This window comes from Clostridium sp. (assembly GCF_050717535.1).
Taxonomy (GTDB): domain Bacteria; phylum Bacillota; class Clostridia; order Clostridiales; family Clostridiaceae; genus Clostridium_AD.
The window spans coordinates 40,700-58,654 of sequence record NZ_JBOITM010000083.1 but is presented as its reverse complement, the minus strand read 5'-3'; the positions used below and the strand labels follow the sequence as shown (position 1 = coordinate 58,654).

Here is a 17,955-nt window from a genome sequence, read left to right as displayed (position 1 = left end):
GATATTGTTACGAAAATCACTTTTCGCGTTTATCAATCATTAACGGTAGTGCGCTACCGCGGGGCATCCGCCGAAGATTCGATACTCCCCATCCTCGTCAACTCACAGTGCATCAAACTTCCTAATACTCCTAATGAGTCCTGGCGCTTTAAAATCATAAAATACCTCTATCCTCCTTTGCCTTAATATCAAATAAACTGAAAGCTTATGTACCTTTTCACAAGCTTTCAGTTTATTATATTCATCTTACACCCTAAACGTCAATGCTTTTAACAATAAATTCATTGAATTGTTACTTTCTTTCGGTATAATTAAAACATACAAATGAATCTACATGTTTGCTTTCTCTTCGATTAATTTTGCAAGAGAATGTGCCATTTCGTTTAATTCACTTTGAATTTTACCCTCCAACATTACTCTCACTAAAGGTTCTGTACCTGAAGGTCTAATAAGCACTCTTCCACAGCCATTTAACCTTTTTTCTATTTTTTTAATTTCTTCCACTATTTCGCTATCAGTTTCATGGATGTCATTTTTATCGTTTGGCACCATTGCATTAACAAGTACTTGTGGAAGTTCTGTCATCATTGATGCTAGCTCAGATAGTGATTTTCCTGATTCTTTAATTACGGTGGCTAATTGAAGTCCTGATACAAGTCCATCTCCTGTTGTATTAAAATCCAGGAAAATTACATGACCTGATTGCTCTCCGCCTAGGCTATAACCTTCTTGTTGCATTTTTTCAAGAACATATCTATCTCCTACTTTAGTTTTCACTGTAGTTATGTTTTCCTGCTTCATTGCAATATCAAGGCCTAAATTGCTCATAACTGTTACTACTACTGTATCTTTAGTTAATTTTCCTGTGTCCTTTAGGTGTTTAGCACAAATAGCAATTATAAAGTCTCCATTTATAAGGTTTCCTTTTTCATCCACAGCTAAACATCTGTCTGCATCACCATCAAAAGCTAATCCTAAGTTACAATGATTTTCTTTAACAAAGGCCATTAAGTGTTCTGGATGGGTAGATCCACAGTCTTTGTTTATATTTACACCATCTGGATCATTGTTAATAACTAAAACTTCTGCACCAAGTGATCGTATAGCTTTTACTGAAGTAATGTAAGAAGCCCCATTAGCACAATCTAATGCTATTTTAAGTCCTTTTAAATCTCCTGCAATAGTTGATTTAGCAAATTCTATATAATCCTCAATGCCGTTTAGCTTAACTGTTTTTTTACCTAAATCTCCAGCTATTGGTGAGGGTACTTCTTTAAAATCACCTTCAATAACTGCTTGTATTGTATCCTCTAATTCATCAGATAATTTGAAACCCTTTCTATCAAAAAACTTTATTCCATTATATTCTACTGGGTTATGAGAAGCTGAAATAACAACCCCTGCATCTGCTCCATATTTTCTAGTTAAATATGCTACCGCTGGTGTAGGAACAACTCCAAGACATATTGCCTCAGCTCCTACAGATAAAATTCCTGCAACTAGTGCTGATTCTAACATATCCCCTGACACTCTTGTATCCATTCCTACTATAATTTTAGGTTTGTGAGCTGAGTCTGTTAATACAAAAGCTCCAGCTCTTCCTAAATTATATGCAAGTGCACTCGTTAATTCTGTATTTGCTATACCTCGTACTCCATCTGTTCCGAATATTCTACTCATATTTTCTACCTCTTTCTTAATTTTTTATAAATTTAAGTGTAAAACCACTATCCCTTTAGGGTAGCTGGCAGTTGACGCGCATTAATCCAACTAAATAATTCAATTAAATCTACAGTATAAATAGATACAATTTAATTATAAACTAGTTTGCATTATACTACAATAATAACTACTTGTAAAAAAGCCCTGCTATATATGTATAATTTAACTAAAAAAAATAACCCATTTTGGATTATTTTTTTCGGATTACTAGTGGAATTATAAAATATTTCACTCTTGAAATTCTTAGTTTTCTACCTTCTTCTGTTTTAATATAAATCCCCATTTTGCACCTCTAAAATTCTAGATCTATTCTATAACAACCTCTACCACATCTCCATCTCCAGTTTTTATATCAACAATCTTACCACCTACACCGCCATCTATGGCCTCTAATATAGTTTGCGTCATAGCATCCATATCTATGTCACTCATACCATTAACATTAACATTGGGAATTTTTCCAAAGGTTTTTATCATACCACTTACAAATGCCAGCGGTAGGTTAATATTAACAATATCATTCTCTTTAGACCTTACTTTTATTCTGAGCATTTTTACTTTAAATTTACTGTTACTTTGACTATTGTTTTTTAATGGTGATTTTTCTAAAGTAACAAATTCTTTACTTTCTCCCTTTAGCGCTTCTATAAGCTGCATAGCTTTTTTCGAATCAATTTTACCTTCTTCAACCATTTTTAATATTCTTGAGATTTCATCATTCATTATATAAACCCCCTTTTTATAGCTCAAACTCTCTTTTTACAGATTAGTTACTTTCCATTTAACATTATTAATGCTTCGTCAGCAGTTATTTCACCTTTTTCTAACATATCTACTACATCCTTTTTATCAACAGAAGGTTTTTGCTTTAAAACAGTATACCCAAGTGCAATAATAACCTCGTCTAGCTTTGCTCTAACTGTTGGATATGATATTCCAAGTTCTTTTTCCACGTCCTTAATATTCCCTCTAGATTTTAAGAATACTTCAATGAAATATAGCTGCTCACTATTCAAATAATCAAATTTTGATAATTCAAATTGATTTTCAACAGTAGTGTCACATTCATCACATTTAAGCCTAGTTACTTTTAATTTCGAACTACAAACTGGACATTTACACAATATTTTATAAGCCAATTTTAGCACCTTCTTCCTCTATACTATTATATTGCCAATAATTAATATAGTCAATATATAAATTGATTATATTAATTATTTTTTAATATATATTTATTATATTAATATATATATTAATATTGTTAATACATATATTATATGTCTATCTTGAAATATTGTGATTAATTTAACCTATAGTGATGTGGTTTCCTCTTACTATTTTTGCATTTGTGTTTTGGAGATATATCTCATTTCCTTCAACTAAAAAAGCTAATAATTTGACGTAAATTATGTCATTAACAATGATATGTTTTGCTATAAAATAATACTTTAGATTTTTCATATCCAGTTTCTAATATTAATGATATGATTGAATTAAGGTTACTGTCATATTATATTTATCCCAATAGTGTATTTAAGGAGAATTGTTTCAATGGATAAATTTTCATACAAAAAAATCATGTATATAAATGAATTTTCATTTTTCTTTGGTTGGACAATCATATTTCTTCTAGGAGCAGACAAACCACCACCAATTGGATTTCTTTGGCTTGTTCTTTTAACTGCTTTTCTTGATGGTATCCAATTTTTATATCTAAAAGTATTTCTGCCCAAACTATTTTGTTCAGCTAATAAACTTTTTATTAAAAATCTAATGTTCTCTACCTTTGGAGGCTTAGCTGTTGGCTTATTAGTAATACTTATAAATTTTCAGCAATTTTTAAGTATCGGTTTATTAAATAACGCAATTTGGTTGGCTGTCATCACAATTGTAGGATTATTATATGGAATTTTCTTTTATTGGTTTAATCGCATATTAATGCGATTGATAAAATGAAAATATTATGTAATTGTACTCAATTCACATTTTTCTTTTACTCGGACCTCATCACAAGAAAAGGCTACTGGTTTACCAGCAGCCTTTTCTTGATGTTCTCGATGTTCCTTATCCTTACTGTTTTAATAGAGCTTCATATATCAAGTAGCATAAAAAGTATCTATTACGCAAACTTCATGAGAGCAAGCCTTAGTAATTCACAACTAACTTTAATGAAATATGCGTTAAGAAAATTACATGTTTGAGCACACAACAATTGAGAATTGTTGTGTGCCCATGAGGAATACTAAGGGGAAGCGAGTTTGTAATTTTTAGCATCTTTCAATAAAATTTGTTTAGAATTCCTTAGCAAAGCGAACTGAAGTTGTAGTAATAGATACTTTTTTCTTTCCTACTTGATATATGAAGCTCCTATTTCAAGCGCTTTTTTGTTTATCTCGAAAAATCTTTCTTTACCATGAGCTTTTAAAGCCTCTACTAATCCTTCCATAGTTACTATTCCCGTTCTCTTTACTAAAGCTCCTAAAAGTACCATGTTAGCAATCTGCTTGCTTCCAATTTTCATAGCTTCTGTTTGAGCTGGAACACATATTACTTCTATATCATTTCTAGTAGGCATTCTATCTACAAGGTCAGAATCCATTATTAATAGTCCACCTTTAACTAAGGTAGTTTCAAACTTATCAAGAGAAGGTCTATTCATAACTACCAATGTGTTTGCATCATTGATTATTGGTGAACCAACTAGCTCATCAGAAAGTATAACTGAGCAGTTAGCAGTACCTCCACGCATTTCTGGTCCATAAGATGGAAGCCACGAAACGTTCATATTGGCATCCATTCCTGCATATGCTAAAAATTTTCCCATTGAAAGTGTACCTTGACCACCAAATCCTGCAAATATAATTTCTTGAGATGCCATACTATTCAACCTCCCCAGTTGTATCTTTTTTAACTCCAAGAGTATAAAATGGCATCATATTATCTCGTAGCCATTCCATTGACTCCTGAGGTGATAATCCCCAGTTAGTTGGGCATATTGATAATACTTCCACCATTGAGAACCCTTTCCCATCAATTGCATTTTGGAAAGCTTTCTTTATAGCTTTTTTAGCTTTATTAACATTAGGAACATTATCTACAGCTACTCTTTCTACATAACAAGCACCTGCCAGAGTTGATATCATTTCTGATACTCTAATTGGGTATCCTTGAATCTTTACATCTCTTCCATAAGGTGTAGTTTCTGTTACTTGACCTGGAAGTGTAGTCGGAGCCATTTGTCCACCCGTCATACCGTAAATACAGTTATTTACGAAGATAGTAACAATGTTTTCTCCACGAGTCGCCGCATGTACTATTTCAGCGGTACCTATTGCTGCAAGATCTCCATCTCCTTGGTATGTAAATACCACTGCATCTGGATTAGATCTTTTAATTCCTGTAGCAACTGCTGGTGCTCTTCCATGTGCTGCTTCAAACATATCACAGGCAAAATAGTCATATGCTAAAACAGAACATCCAACTGGAGCTACCCCTATAGTTTTATCTATTATATCTAACTCTTCAAGTACTTCTGCTACTAATCTATGAATCAATCCATGAGTACATCCAGGACAATAATGTGTAGGAACGTCTAATAATCCTATAGTTGGTTTAAATACTATTGCCATTATTTACCGCCTCCTACTATTTCTTTAACTTTACTTAATATATCTTCAGGATGAGGAACCATTCCACCTGTTCTACCATAAAAATATACTGGTTTTCTTCCTTCAACTGAAAGTCTAACATCTTCAACCATTTGTCCACAACTCATTTCCACTGATATATATCCAAGTTTTGTGCTACCTATAGTTTTTTCAAAAGCTTCTAGTGGGAAAGGCCATAGTGTAATTGGTCTTATTAATCCTAATTTTATGCCTTCTTTTTCTGCCATTTTAACAACATTTTTACATATTCTCGATGTTGTTCCATATGCAACCATTATTAAATCGCTCTCACCATCACAATTGTACATTTCATATCTTGTTTCATTTTTCGTTATTTGTTTAAACTTTTCTTGTAGTTTTAAATTGTGTTGTTCTAGGTCTTCTGATTTTAAATAAAGAGAATTTATTACATTATGTTTTTTTCTCCCTTTTAACCCACTAGCAGCCCAAGTTTTTTCTGGTAATAATTTTGGTGTTCTTTCTTTAAACTCAACAGGTTCCATCATTTGTCCAAGCATTCCGTCTCCCATAACCATTACAGGAGTTCTATACATATCTGCAGTATCAAAAGCATCTTGAACTAAATCTACCATTTCTTGTATTGATGCTGGTGCATATACTGGCATGTTAAAATCACCATGTGATCCACCTTTAGTTGCTTGGAAGTAATCTGATTGAGCTGGTTGAATACTACCAAGTCCTGGACCACCTCTAACTATATTTACAATGACACATGGAAGTTCTGCTCCTGCTATATAGGATATTCCTTCTGCTTTCAAGCTTATTCCTGGTGAACTTGAAGATGTCATGCATCTTACTCCTGTACCAGCTGCTCCATAAACCATGTTTATAGCAGCAATTTCGCTTTCTGCTTGTAAGAAAATCCTATCAATCTTAGGCATTTTTCTTGATAAATATGCAGATATTTCTGTTTGAGGTGTTATTGGATATCCAAAAAAGCATTTGCAATTTGCTCTTATAGCTGCTTCTCCAATGGCCTCGTTACCTTTCATTAACACTTTTTCTCCCATAAGTTCATCCTCCTATTCTTTACTTTTCAACTGTTATTACACAATCAGGACACATTTTTCCGCAAGATGCACATCCAATACATTCCTTCATCTTTTCCTGCGTTACTCCTGCAGGATGATATCCTTTTATATTTAATTTATCCGAAAAACTTATGATTTTCTTAGGGCATGCTGTTATACAAAGTCCACACCCTTTACATCTGTCTTCTCTAAAAGTTACTCTTGGCATGTTTAAACCTCCTTAAAATACTATTTTATAAAATTTAAACGTTTACTTATTAATTTTACCCCGTGAATGTTCAACTGTCAATATTGTTAATATTTTAATTATATTCTTGCTATCTCCAAGGCGGTAACATATGTATATCTATCCCAAATATATCTCCTTGCAATTTTCCAGTCATTTCGGGAACTAAATCTTTTCTGCAAACCGTATATGCATGGGGTATATTTAATTCTTCAGATAGTTTAGCCACTATTTTATCTCCATCTATTATATGTTGTGGCAGTGTTTCGTAAGATAAATTAGTATTGGAGATTAAATGTGTTATCTTGAGTCTTGAGGCTCTTTCTATTGCTTTAAAGTATTCCACAACATCCCCAGCATTTGATGTGAATGGTCTATTTGTATTTATAACAAAGTACATATCGTAGGGCTCTTCCACGAAAAACCTATTGTACTGACCAAGGGCTATTGAACCTAAATCGTCTCCACCTACATCTACTACAACTTCATAGCTTTTATCGTTAAATATAGCTATTATTTCTGCTGGAACTACCATTAGTTCTGCGTTAACTAGTTCTGGATTTGATGCTATAACTCTTATTCCGTATTCCTCTAGTTGTTTTCTAACGTCTCTTACACAGAAATAAGGATTTACTATATCTAAATCAGCTATTGCAACTTTCTTTCCTTGTTTTGCAAGATTTACTGCATAATTTATTGCTATTTCTGTCTTTCCTGAACCAAAGTGACCTGTAAATACCCTAATTCTACTCATTTCACTCACTCCCCTTTAAAATTGCTTATTTTATTAAATTATTAAAAAAGTTTAGGCACATTCAAATAAATAGTATACTACTTATCATTTATTTGAATGTGCCTTGTTACTATAATTACTATAATTACTATAATTACTACAGTTTATTATTTATATTCTTTTGCCTTTTCTTCACCGTTTAACACTCTAAGTCCGCCTTCTGCTAGTGCTAATAGTTCATCTTCACCTGGATAAACTACAACCTTTGCAATGAATGCTACTCTTTCTTTTATATACTCAACCGTTTCTTTACCATAAGCTATTCCACCAGTTAAAATTATAGCATCCACTTTACCTGCTAAAACTGCTGCACATTTACCAATTTCTTTAGCTACTTGATAGGACATAGCATCAAAAACTAATTTAGCTTCTTTATCGCCAGCTTCTACTTTAGCTATTACTTCTCTAGCATCATTGGTGTTAAGGTAAGCAACAAAGCCACCTTTTCCATTTATCATTTTCCTTATATCCTCAATAGTGTATTTTCCACTAAAGCACATTTTAGATAAATCACCAACTGGTAATCCTCCAGCTCTTTCTGGTGAGAATGGGCCATCTCCATCTAATGCATTATTAACATCAATAATTCTTCCAGCCTTGTGAGCTCCTACTGAAACTCCTCCACCCATGTGTGCTACTATTAAATTGATTTCTTCATATTTTTTACCAATTTCTTTTGCATATCTTTTAGCTACTGCCTTTTGATTTAGTGCATGAAAAATACTCTTTCGTTCTAGTTCTGGAAGTCCTGATATCCTAGCTACATCCTCCATTTCATCCACAACTACTGGATCAACTATAAATGCTGGTATATCTAACGATTTTCCTATTTCATTTGCAATTATTCCACCTAAATTAGATGCATGCTGGCCTTGTACCCCAATTTTCAAATCATTGAGCATAGCATCATTTACAGCATAAGTTCCACCTTCGATAGGTTTTAGAAGTCCACCTCTGCCTACTATGGCATCTAGTGTATTTATATCAAAATTCTTTTCTTTAAGTACATTTAATATAACATCTTTTCTGAAATTAAGTTGGTCAAATATATCTTCAAATTTAGCTATTTCTTCTGATGAATGTCTTAAAGTCACTTCTAAAATTTGATTTTCATCCTCGTATACACCTATTTTAGTTGAAGTTGAACCTGGATTAATTATTAACAATTTATGTGTCATATATTTCCTCCTTAGTCTTTTAAAATTATTTATTATATTCTGCAAAACCCTTTCGGTTAGGTTAATAGTTGCAGATGCAGCCTAACAATTAGTAATCTTATTTGCTATACTCTGCAACTAATGCTGCAAGTGCTATAGAATTTAATTTTGTTTCTGGAGTATCTGCTCTAGAAGTTAATATAACTGGAGCAGAAGTTCCTACTAAGAGTCCACCATTCTTAGCCTCAGTAGTATAAGTTAAACATTTATACATAGCATTCCCAGCTTCAATATTAGCCATTAAAAGAATATCTGCTTTACCGGCTACTGGTCCTTGTAGGTTTTTATGTTTTGCAGCTGTTTCGGATAATGCATTATCTAGGGCTAGAGGTCCATCAACAATACATCCTTTTATTTGGCCTCTTTCATTCATTTTTGAGAGCATAGCTGCATCAAGTGTTGCTGGCATACTTTGGTTTACTACTTCTACCGCGCAAACTGCTGCAACTTTAGGAAGATCAATACCGCAAGCTTTTGCTACTTGTACGGAATTTTTTATTATATCTATTTTTTCTTTTAATTCTGGATACATATTAAAAGCAGCATCTGTTAAAAATATTAATCTATCATAGCCAGGTATTTCAAATACTGCTACGTGAGACATTTGCTTTCCAGTTCTAAGACCTACTTCTTTGTTTAATACAGCTCTTAAGAATGTAGCCGTATCTACTAGTCCCTTCATAAGCATATCAGCTTTTCCTGATGATACAAGTGAAACTGCAGTCATAGATGCTTTTTTATCATTTTTCTCATCTATAATTTCGAAATCTTCTATGTTCATACCTATTTTACTTGCAATAGAAATTATTTTTTCTTTATCTCCTACTAGTATTGCATTTGCTATACCATTTTTCTTAGCGTCTTGTATTGCCTCAAGAACTGGTGCGTCTTGTGCTACAGCTACTGCTACAGTTTTCATACCTTGCATTTTTGCGGTTTTTAATACTTCATTAAAAGTTTTAATCATTTGAGTACACTCCTTCTAATCTATTTCATATTTTTTTTACTTTGTTTCTTCTTCATATATTTTAGCTTTTTCTTCTCCATTTAATATTCTTAGAGCTCCCTGTGCCAAAGCTAACATTTCATCTTCCCCTGGTACTAATTCAACGGGAGCTATAAAGCTCACCATTTCACTTATCCAAGCAGTAAGTCTCTTATTGTAGACAAGTCCTCCTGTAAGAATTACAGCATCAATTTGCCCAGAAACTACTGTTGCCATGGCCCCAATTTCCTTAGCGATTTGATATGCCATAGCTTTTAAAATTAATTCTGCTCTCTCATCGCCATCGTCTATCATCTTGTCAACGATTCTTCCATCGTTAGTGTTTAGATAAGCTGCAAGCCCCCCCTCACCGGTTAATTTTTTCTTTAGCTGTGGAAGCGTATACTTTCCACTAAAAGCTAGTGCTACTAAATCTCCTGCTGGAAGTCCACCAGTTCTTTCTGGGGAAAAAGGTCCTTCTTCATTGGCGTTGTTAACATCTAAAATTCTTCCATTTTTAACTGGAGACACAGAAATACCTCCACCAATATGCGCAACGACATAAGTGCTATTATTAAAATCTTTATGTAATTTAGTACAAATCCTTCTTATTACAGCTTTTATATTCAATGCATGAACTAGTGAGCGTCTTGGGATTTCTGGAAGCCCCGATATTCTCGCTACATCTATTATCTCATCCACTGCAACAGGATCTACTATAAATGATGGTATGTTAATTTTGTTTGCGATCTTAAATGCTATTACTCCACCTAGGTTAGAAGCATGCTCTGCTTGATATCCTATTTTTAAATCCTCTAGCATTTTCGGTGTAATTTCATATGTACCACCAGGCATTGGTCTTAATAACCCACCTCTGCCAACTACTGCAATTAAATCTTCAAGGGCTATGCCTTCTTTCTCTAACCACTGTAGAATCAAATTGGTTCTCATATCCTTTTGGTCATAAATCTTATCAAATTTCTTGATTTCATCATAGCTATGGGTCAAATTAGATGTAACTACACAATTTTCGCCTTCGAAAATTGACAGTTTAGTTGATGTAGACCCGGGATTTATTGCTAAAATATATCCTTTGGTTTTCATTTAAACACCTCCCCTTATTTGCCTATGTAATAATAGCAACTACTCATTATTTATTATGTAAATATACTAATTATATAAATATACTACTATCTTGTAAATATGAGTTTCCGTTGCTACATTCATTTTAACAAATTTCATAGATGAAATTCAAGGGTTATAAAAATTTATTATAATTGCTTCCATTCTTTCATTATGTTTTCTGCCACTTTTAAACCATCCACAGCTGCAGATACTATTCCACCTGCATATCCTGCACCTTCACCTGCTGGATATAGCCCTTCTAAAGATATACTTTGAAGTTTTTCATTCCTATCAATTCTAAGTGGCGCTGATGTTCTTGTTTCAATCCCAGTCATAACTCCATCTTCTCTTGCAAAGCCTTTTATTTTATGTTCAAATTTAGGCAATGCCTCTCTTATAGTGTCAGTTACAAAACTTGGCAAACACTTAGTAAGATCAGCAAATTTGTATCCTGGTGTATAACTTGGTTTTACACCCCCTAATTCACTGCTAGTAGTACCCTTTAAGAAGTCTCCTACTAATTGTACCGGTGCATTATAATTTGCCCCTCCCAGTGTGTATGCTAAGGATTCGTAATGTCTTTGAAACTCTATACCAGCCAGTGGACTATCTGATGCAAAATCTTTAGGTCCTACTGATACAACTATAGCTGAATTACCATTTGTTTTATTTCTGTTATAACTGCTCATACCATTTATTGCAAGGCATCCCTTTTCTGAAGCTGCGGCTACTACTTCTCCACCTGGGCACATACAAAAACTATATACCGATCTCCCAGATTTTTCACTTGTATAAGTAAGCTTATAATCAGCTCCCTTTAATCTTGGATGACTGGCATATTTCCCATATTGATTTTCGTCAATCATAGCTTGGGGATGTTCTATTCTAACTCCTACAGCAAAAGGCTTACTAGACATAAATATTCCCTTTTCATATAACATTTCATAGGTATCCCGAGAACTATGTCCTGGAGCTAATATTAAGTTATCACAAGGTATTTCTTCTCCATTTACTATTATGCTTCTTATCTTTTTATCTTTAATTATTATATCGGAAAGTTTACTGTTAAATTTTACTTCCCCGCCTAGACTTATAATGGTTTCTCTAATGTTTTTCACCACTGATTTAAGTATATCTGTACCTATGTGAGGCTTACCCATATATAATATTTCCTCTGGAGCGCCAGCTTTCACAAATTCTTCTAATACGTAATCACATCTAGTGTCCTTTATTCTTGTGGTTAACTTTCCATCTGAAAAAGTTCCTGCACCACCCTCACCAAATTGGACATTAGACTCTGTATTTAAAACTGCCCTGGTCCAAAACTTAACAATACTATTTGTCCTACGTTCTACATTTTCCCCTCTTTCTATAATCAGTGGCTTATACCCCTTTTGTGCCATAAGAAGACCCGCAAACATTCCTGCTGGTCCCATTCCTACTATTATAGGCCTATGCTTCATCTCTTTACTGCCAAATTCGAACTCAGAATCATATCTAACTTCTTCAAGTTTAACATCCTTATCATTTGCCCTAGCAACGATTTTCATTTCGTCATCCATTTCCACAAGAACAGAATAATTAAACTTAATATTATTTTTTTTCCTAGCATCTATGGATTCTTTAGCTATTCTAAAAATCTTTATTTCGCTTTCAGAAACCTTCATTTTTCTTGCTGCCTTTATTTTTATATCCTCTATATCTTCCTCTATATCTAATCCTAAGTTGTTTATTTTAATTGCCATTACTGGTAGTTACCCCCGTTTGTTTTTTAGTTATAGTTACTAAGATTTTATCTGGAACTCCAGATATTAAATTTATACCCTCTGGCATAGGTACTGATACTTTAACTGTATGCTCACCTTCTACTAAATTTGCTAAATCTACTGAAGCACTAAACTTTTTTAAATCAAGTGAATCTATAAGCGCTTCAGTACCTGAAATAACTAGTTCTTGTTTAACTTTTTCTAACTTAGCATCGTATTTTTCATCTAAATTAACATATTTGATATCTAAACTTAGATTCTTTTGTACTACTTTATTTAGAGTAATTTTAACCTTTACTATTCCATCTGTAGTATTATTAACTAAACTTAATCCGTCTGGAATTACTACCCTTGCGCTCATTGTAGTAGTTTTACTTATTTTGCTTAAATCAATAGCCTCTGTATTTAAATTTTCTAGTTGATCAAGCTCAGTTGTGTTTCCAGTTACATCTAACTGTTCCGGTAACACACTTATACTTGATAAAGTAAAATCATTAGGTAAATTGCCTATAGTTTTTACTTTTACTCCTACAGATTTAGTTTTTCTTATAGGAATATTGACATTCATATTAGATGGGTTTACAGTGACTTCTTTTACTTCTTTTCCTGCTGCATCTACTGGTTTAAGCTTATAGCTTTTAACTAGATCTGATTCTTGGCCATCTATATTCACCTCTACTAATAACTCTTTTACTACATTCACAAAGTTTGATCCACCTACTACAGTAGCAGACTCTTGTGATAATTTTGCTGTTGATGCATAAAAGCCTTCTTTGGGTTTTCCACTTACATTTACATCTATAGGTAATTTAGCTTCAATACGTTCGTCTAAATTTATGTTTATAAAAAGACTATCACTATTTAAAACACTTATATTATCAGGACTTTTCCTTATTTGTATAGGTATTTTTTGTTCACCTTTTTTAAGCGCATATTGACTTAAATCTACTACTACAGTAAAATCCTCTGCTTTTGCATTTAGAAGCATGCTAGTATTAGCTCCTTTAATATTTAAACTTGTAGTTAAATCTTGCCCTGGCACTAAAACAAGATCTGAACGAGTTAGTATATCACTATTTACAAGTTGTACAGGTATACCTTTAATTTTAAATGCAGTCACTGGATTTTCTGTACTTGTTATAAAAAGCCATAGTGCAAAGGCAGCTATCACACAGCAAATTTTAATTATAAATTGTTGTTTTCCGTCTTTATCCATGACTTCACTCTCTCCTTTAAAGTTATTTTTTTGCTCTGTCTATTTTTTATTATTTGAACAAGTATTTTCTTAAGCTTATCCTTGTCGTAGTTTCTTACTAATCTTCCATTAACCGCTAAAGATATATTACCAGTTTCCTCTGATACTATTATTGTTAGCGCATCTGATGTCTCAGTTATTCCTATGGCCGCTCGATGCCGTGTACCTAGTTTTTTACTTATTTTATCATTATTTGTTAGGGGCAGAAAACATCCTGCAGCTATTATCCTACCATTTCTTATTACTGTGGCCCCATCATGAAGTGGAGTGTTAACTACAAATATATTTTCTAAAAGCGCACCAGATATTACTGCATCTATAGTGGTTCCTGTTTTAATTATTTCTCCGATACCTGTCTTTTGTTCTATTACTATTAATGCTCCTGTTTTACTTTTTGATAAGTTTTCAACAGCATTAACAATTTCAGTAATAACTATCTCCATAGTCTCTTCATTTTCAAATATATGCTTATCCGTAAAGGCTGACCTTCCCAGGTGCTCTAATGCTCTTCTTATTTCTGGTTGAAAAATTATAATAATACTCAAAACACCGATTGTTATTGTCTTATTTAAAATAAAATATAACACTGTTAAATTAAGCAATTGGCTTATTGGAATAAGTACAAAAATAAGAATAATTCCCTTGAATAATTGCTCAGCTCTTGTTTCTTTCATTAACATATAGATTTTGAAAAATATATATGCCACCACTAATATATCTAAAACCGAAAAGAAACTCATATTTTTAATTGTACTTAACATTAACTTAAATATCTCCATAAAGCTTCCACCTCCCCACTAAAACTACTATCTTTAATTATACACCATGATTTGGCTTATTAATATAAATTATAAGTTAATTTTATTTTAATAAGCCAACTTATATTCTTAAGTCACTCCAATTAGTATATAATACTTTTAAAAGATAAAGACTGTAATTTCATAATTTGCTAAAATAATTTTGTTAGAATAATTTGTATATTATGATAATATAAGAATATAAGCACATAATAGTATAAGACAGATAATAAGGGAGTGAATATTTTGAGTGAGGATAAAAACATTGTAAACACTAAAAGTGAAAAAACAACATTTAAAACTATACTTTTTTTATCGGTAATAATGGGCTCTATAGGCATTTTTTTAGCTACCTACTATTCATCAATAAATAAGGCATATGGCTCCTATGAAACCATATTACTAACTAATATTAACCACATTAATGAAGTTAATAAAAATATAGCACAATTTAATAGTCTCCAAACCATAGATGTTAAATATGCCAAAGACCAATTACCTAATATTATTAAAAATTTATCCACATTCAGATATGATTTATCAAATTCACAACCTTCTGCAAAATATAGAGAGGACCATGAGAATCTAAAATCAGGCTTAGATAATAACATATTGATATATAGGCAAGCACTAGCAATTTTAAATAATCCATCTGGGCCTGATGTAGCTGAATTTAGTACCAATCTTAAAACTTATAGAAATGATTGTATGAATTTTTACTCCACAATAAATATTAAGAATATTAGAATAGACTTACCCCCAACTACTTTATCATTTATAGATAACGTGCTTAATGACAGTTATAAATCATTAAGAATGAAAAGAGAAGACGATATTAAATCACAGCAAAATCAAGAGTTTATCAGTAAAATTGATGATCTATCCAAAAACTTTTTAGATGTTAAAATCAATTATTCCTCATATGTCCTTAAGGTAAGAAAAAAAAGTATGTCTTATGATGAACTTTTGTTACTGGTAGATAATAACTTTACAAAATTAAGCAAGATACAAACTGATTTTAAAAACTTGTCTATACCAGCTTCTACTCTCCCTACTTACGAAGCCTTCAGGCCATTATTAGATATGTACGAAAATTATTTAAGGGATTTCAAACTTGCTTTGACAAGCGAAAAGATTCAAGCCCTAAGTGTAGCAGTAGCTCCATCAGTATTAGATGCTTTATATGATTCTTCTAATATAAAATTTAATGAGCTAGAGAATTTCTATAATAGATTTGTTAAAGTTTTTACTCAATTGAAAAAATAGCGTATTATTTTTACACTACAGGAAATACTATTAAAAGCCTAAGTAAAAAGTAAAAAAACGCGGAGGAACCAAGCATTTGGGGTGAATCACAATTTGTGTAGGTTAAACCTTTTCCGAACCCGTCAGCTAACTCCGTAGGCAAAGGGAGAAGATATTATGAAAATAAAAAACCCGTGTTTTTTAAGTTGTATTCTAACGTTATTTTTAGTATTACCTAGCTTGTGCGTAAATGGAAAATCTCTATATTCACTAGATTTAGAGGTTAATGATTTATATAACGAGAAAATAGCCGCAGTTGCAGTGTTTAATCAGAGCAATACCGCTATTTATGTTACTGATCAAGATATTTATTTAATGTCTCAGGTTGTATATGCCGAGAGTTGTGGTGAACCTAATAGTGGCAAACTTGCAGTAGCATCCGTTATACTAAATCGTGCTAGAGATGGAGCTTTCCCGAAATCTATTTCCGGTGTTATTAATCAAAAGAATGCTTTTTCTTGTGTTAGAAGGGGCAAGGTAATCCACAATGGCAAATCGGATATTATTCCTGATTCCGCTAGTTACACTGCAGTATTAGATGCATTAAAAGGTAAAGATCCTACTGGTAAAGCTGTTTTCTTTTATAATCCTGAAATATCCACTTCTAAGTGGATGAAGGATGTAAAAAAGTCCAATATAAAAGCTATTGGAAATCACGTTTTTTTCGTAGTTAAATAAAAAAAACTGTAGTATAAAAATACACTACAGTCCAGGTAGCTATCTAAAATTAGCTACCTGTTTTTATTTTTTTTCATTTGCCTTATCTAAATAGTTAACTGCACTTAATGCAGCTACCAAGCCCTCACCAGCAGCCTTCATATATTGATATGGCTTTCCAGTACAGTCCCCTGCAGCATAACATCCCTCTATATTTGTTTTCATATTCCTATCTACTTTTATATGGCCTTCTTCTATTTGAAGACCTGGTACTAATTGACTTGGAGATAAACTATCCCTTAGCATGAAAATTCCATCTGTGATTATTTCCCCTACATCTAAAATAATCTTAGTTACCCTATCACCACCAACTATTTCCATTGGTTTACGGCTAATTATCTCTACATTAGGATTTAATTTATATTCCCCTTTGTACATAGGAATATAATATGTTTTACTGCTTAACTCACTTACGTAATTAGCTTCTTCTTCACTTTCTTTGTTGTACCCAACTATAACAACTATTTTGCCTTTATATAATGGAGCATCACAAGTAGCACAGTATCCTACACCCTTTCCTAAAAATTTTTCTTCACCTTTTATTGGTTTCGAATATTCTATGCCAGTAGCTAAAACTATTGATTTAGCCTCATAAATTTTATCGTTAACCATCAGTGCAAAATAATCTCCCATAGCATAAACGTTATTGATTTTCTCATTTACTATACCTATTCCCATAGCTGAAATATGCGCTGCAAACTGATTTTTAAGTTCTTTCCCTGTTACATTATAAAACCCTAAAAAATTATTTACCTTAGGTGCTTTTACTAATTTTGGACTTAGATTCGAACTTCCGAAAATTATTATATTTTTATTTCTAATTTTGGAATTAATAGCTGCTTCAAGGCCTGCTGGACCCGTTCCAATTATAGCTATATCATATCTTTCTCCCATTATCTTTCTCCTTTTTTATCCTGTCATAGGTAAAATGGAGATATCTATTTAAATTATAAAAATTTAAATAATATATCTCCAAAATACTTCTAGCTAATTTTATAAATGTCTTTGAATTATTTTCTTTATGTCCGCTTTAGGTCTAAATCCCACCATAGTCTCTTTTACTGCATCTTTACTAAATACCATAACTGTTGGAATACTTGCAATTCTATATTTTGATGATATCAATGGGTTTTCATCTACATTTACTTTTGCAAATTTAACTTCTTTCCCCATTTCCTTTGCTAATTCTTCAATTACTGGACTTAGCATTTTACAAGGTCCACACCAAGGTGCCCAAAAATCAACTACAACTATGCTATTAGAATTCGTAATTTCTTCATTAAAATTTTTATCATTAATTTCCTTAATCATATTTATTACCTCCAAT

19 protein-coding genes and 1 riboswitch are annotated in these 17,955 nt (G+C 32.5%); of the genes, 3 read left to right on the top strand and 16 right to left on the bottom strand.

Annotated features, from left to right (window positions below; translation table 11 throughout):
• Nucleotides 1-330 precede the first annotated feature (330 nt).
• The 3 genes from glmM to ACREVU_RS17615 all read right to left on the bottom strand — a co-directional run bounded on the left by glmM (nt 331) and on the right by ACREVU_RS17615 (nt 2,861).
• Nucleotides 331-1,680 (bottom strand): phosphoglucosamine mutase, encoded by a 1,350-nt coding sequence (gene glmM / locus ACREVU_RS17625; protein ID WP_431552906.1) that lies wholly within the window; start codon nt 1,678-1,680, stop codon nt 331-333.
• 348 nt (nt 1,681-2,028) lie between these two features.
• On the bottom strand, nt 2,029-2,445 hold the full coding sequence (locus tag ACREVU_RS17620; protein WP_431552905.1) for an SHOCT-like domain-containing protein: 417 nt from the start codon (nt 2,443-2,445) through the stop codon (nt 2,029-2,031).
• Nucleotides 2,446-2,492: 47 nt separating this feature from the next.
• Nucleotides 2,493-2,861, bottom strand: coding sequence for a DUF2089 domain-containing protein (locus ACREVU_RS17615; protein ID WP_431552904.1), 369 nt, complete (start codon nt 2,859-2,861; stop codon nt 2,493-2,495).
• Between the two features lie 412 nt (nt 2,862-3,273).
• Here ACREVU_RS17615 and ACREVU_RS17610 point away from each other — a divergent pair, with 412 nt between their 5' ends.
• Complete coding sequence (locus tag ACREVU_RS17610; protein ID WP_431552903.1) at nt 3,274-3,678, top strand: hypothetical protein; 405 nt, start codon at nt 3,274-3,276, stop codon at nt 3,676-3,678.
• 391 nt (nt 3,679-4,069) lie between these two features.
• Here the strand turns inward: ACREVU_RS17610 and ACREVU_RS17605 are convergent, their stop codons facing one another.
• The 11 genes from ACREVU_RS17605 to cdaA form a co-directional block, all read right to left on the bottom strand.
• Nucleotides 4,070-4,600, bottom strand: a complete 531-nt coding sequence (locus ACREVU_RS17605; protein ID WP_431552902.1) for a 2-oxoacid:ferredoxin oxidoreductase subunit gamma family protein — start codon at nt 4,598-4,600, stop codon at nt 4,070-4,072.
• 1 nt (nt 4,601) lies between these two features.
• Nucleotides 4,602-5,351 (bottom strand): thiamine pyrophosphate-dependent enzyme, encoded by a 750-nt coding sequence (locus ACREVU_RS17600; RefSeq protein WP_431552901.1) that lies wholly within the window; start codon nt 5,349-5,351, stop codon nt 4,602-4,604.
• A complete protein-coding gene (locus ACREVU_RS17595) occupies nt 5,351-6,421 on the bottom strand; it encodes a 3-methyl-2-oxobutanoate dehydrogenase subunit VorB (RefSeq protein WP_431552900.1) in 1,071 nt (356 codons plus the stop codon). Before ACREVU_RS17595 ends, ACREVU_RS17600 begins: the two co-directional genes overlap by 1 nt.
• 19 nt (nt 6,422-6,440) lie before the next feature.
• Nucleotides 6,441-6,650, bottom strand: coding sequence for a 4Fe-4S binding protein (locus ACREVU_RS17590; RefSeq protein ID WP_431552899.1), 210 nt, complete (start codon nt 6,648-6,650; stop codon nt 6,441-6,443).
• 109 nt (nt 6,651-6,759) lie between these two features.
• Complete coding sequence (locus tag ACREVU_RS17585) at nt 6,760-7,422, bottom strand: nucleotide-binding protein (protein ID WP_431552898.1); 663 nt, start codon at nt 7,420-7,422, stop codon at nt 6,760-6,762.
• 146 nt (nt 7,423-7,568) lie between these two features.
• Nucleotides 7,569-8,639 carry a butyrate kinase gene (gene buk / locus ACREVU_RS17580; protein ID WP_431552897.1) on the bottom strand — a complete coding sequence of 357 codons (1,071 nt, stop codon included), beginning with the start codon at nt 8,637-8,639 and terminating at the stop codon, nt 7,569-7,571.
• Nucleotides 8,640-8,736: 97 nt separating this feature from the next.
• Nucleotides 8,737-9,645 (bottom strand): phosphate butyryltransferase, encoded by a 909-nt coding sequence (ptb, locus tag ACREVU_RS17575; RefSeq protein ID WP_431552896.1) that lies wholly within the window; start codon nt 9,643-9,645, stop codon nt 8,737-8,739.
• Nucleotides 9,646-9,681: 36 nt separating this feature from the next.
• Nucleotides 9,682-10,767, bottom strand: coding sequence for a butyrate kinase (gene buk / locus ACREVU_RS17570; protein WP_431552895.1), 1,086 nt, complete (start codon nt 10,765-10,767; stop codon nt 9,682-9,684).
• A gap of 167 nt (nt 10,768-10,934) precedes the next feature.
• Complete coding sequence (locus tag ACREVU_RS17565; protein WP_431552894.1) at nt 10,935-12,533, bottom strand: NAD(P)/FAD-dependent oxidoreductase; 1,599 nt, start codon at nt 12,531-12,533, stop codon at nt 10,935-10,937.
• Nucleotides 12,523-13,770, bottom strand: a complete 1,248-nt coding sequence (locus ACREVU_RS17560; RefSeq protein ID WP_431552893.1) for a CdaR family protein — start codon at nt 13,768-13,770, stop codon at nt 12,523-12,525. The genes ACREVU_RS17565 and ACREVU_RS17560 overlap by 11 nt, the downstream gene beginning before the upstream one ends.
• Nucleotides 13,740-14,588, bottom strand: coding sequence for a diadenylate cyclase CdaA (gene cdaA / locus ACREVU_RS17555; protein WP_431552892.1), 849 nt, complete (start codon nt 14,586-14,588; stop codon nt 13,740-13,742). Before cdaA ends, ACREVU_RS17560 begins: the two co-directional genes overlap by 31 nt.
• 264 nt (nt 14,589-14,852) lie before the next feature.
• Between cdaA and ACREVU_RS17550 the strand changes: the two genes are divergently transcribed.
• A complete protein-coding gene (locus ACREVU_RS17550) occupies nt 14,853-15,872 on the top strand; it encodes a hypothetical protein (RefSeq protein WP_431552891.1) in 1,020 nt (339 codons plus the stop codon).
• A gap of 25 nt (nt 15,873-15,897) precedes the next feature.
• Nucleotides 15,898-16,027: riboswitch (cyclic di-AMP (ydaO/yuaA leader) on the top strand.
• 1 nt (nt 16,028) lies between these two features.
• The gene (locus ACREVU_RS17545; protein WP_431552890.1) at nt 16,029-16,589 is read left to right on the top strand and encodes a cell wall hydrolase; all 561 of its coding nucleotides are present in this window, start codon (nt 16,029-16,031) and stop codon (nt 16,587-16,589) included.
• A 63-nt stretch (nt 16,590-16,652) separates the two neighbouring features.
• Here ACREVU_RS17545 and ACREVU_RS17540 read toward each other — a convergent pair whose 3' ends face one another.
• Nucleotides 16,653-17,522: an NAD(P)/FAD-dependent oxidoreductase gene (locus ACREVU_RS17540; RefSeq protein ID WP_431552889.1), complete on the bottom strand. Its 870-nt coding sequence runs from the start codon at nt 17,520-17,522 to the stop codon at nt 16,653-16,655.
• Between the two features lie 99 nt (nt 17,523-17,621).
• Complete coding sequence (gene trxA / locus ACREVU_RS17535) at nt 17,622-17,939, bottom strand: thioredoxin (protein WP_431552888.1); 318 nt, start codon at nt 17,937-17,939, stop codon at nt 17,622-17,624.
• Nucleotides 17,940-17,955 lie beyond the last annotated feature (16 nt).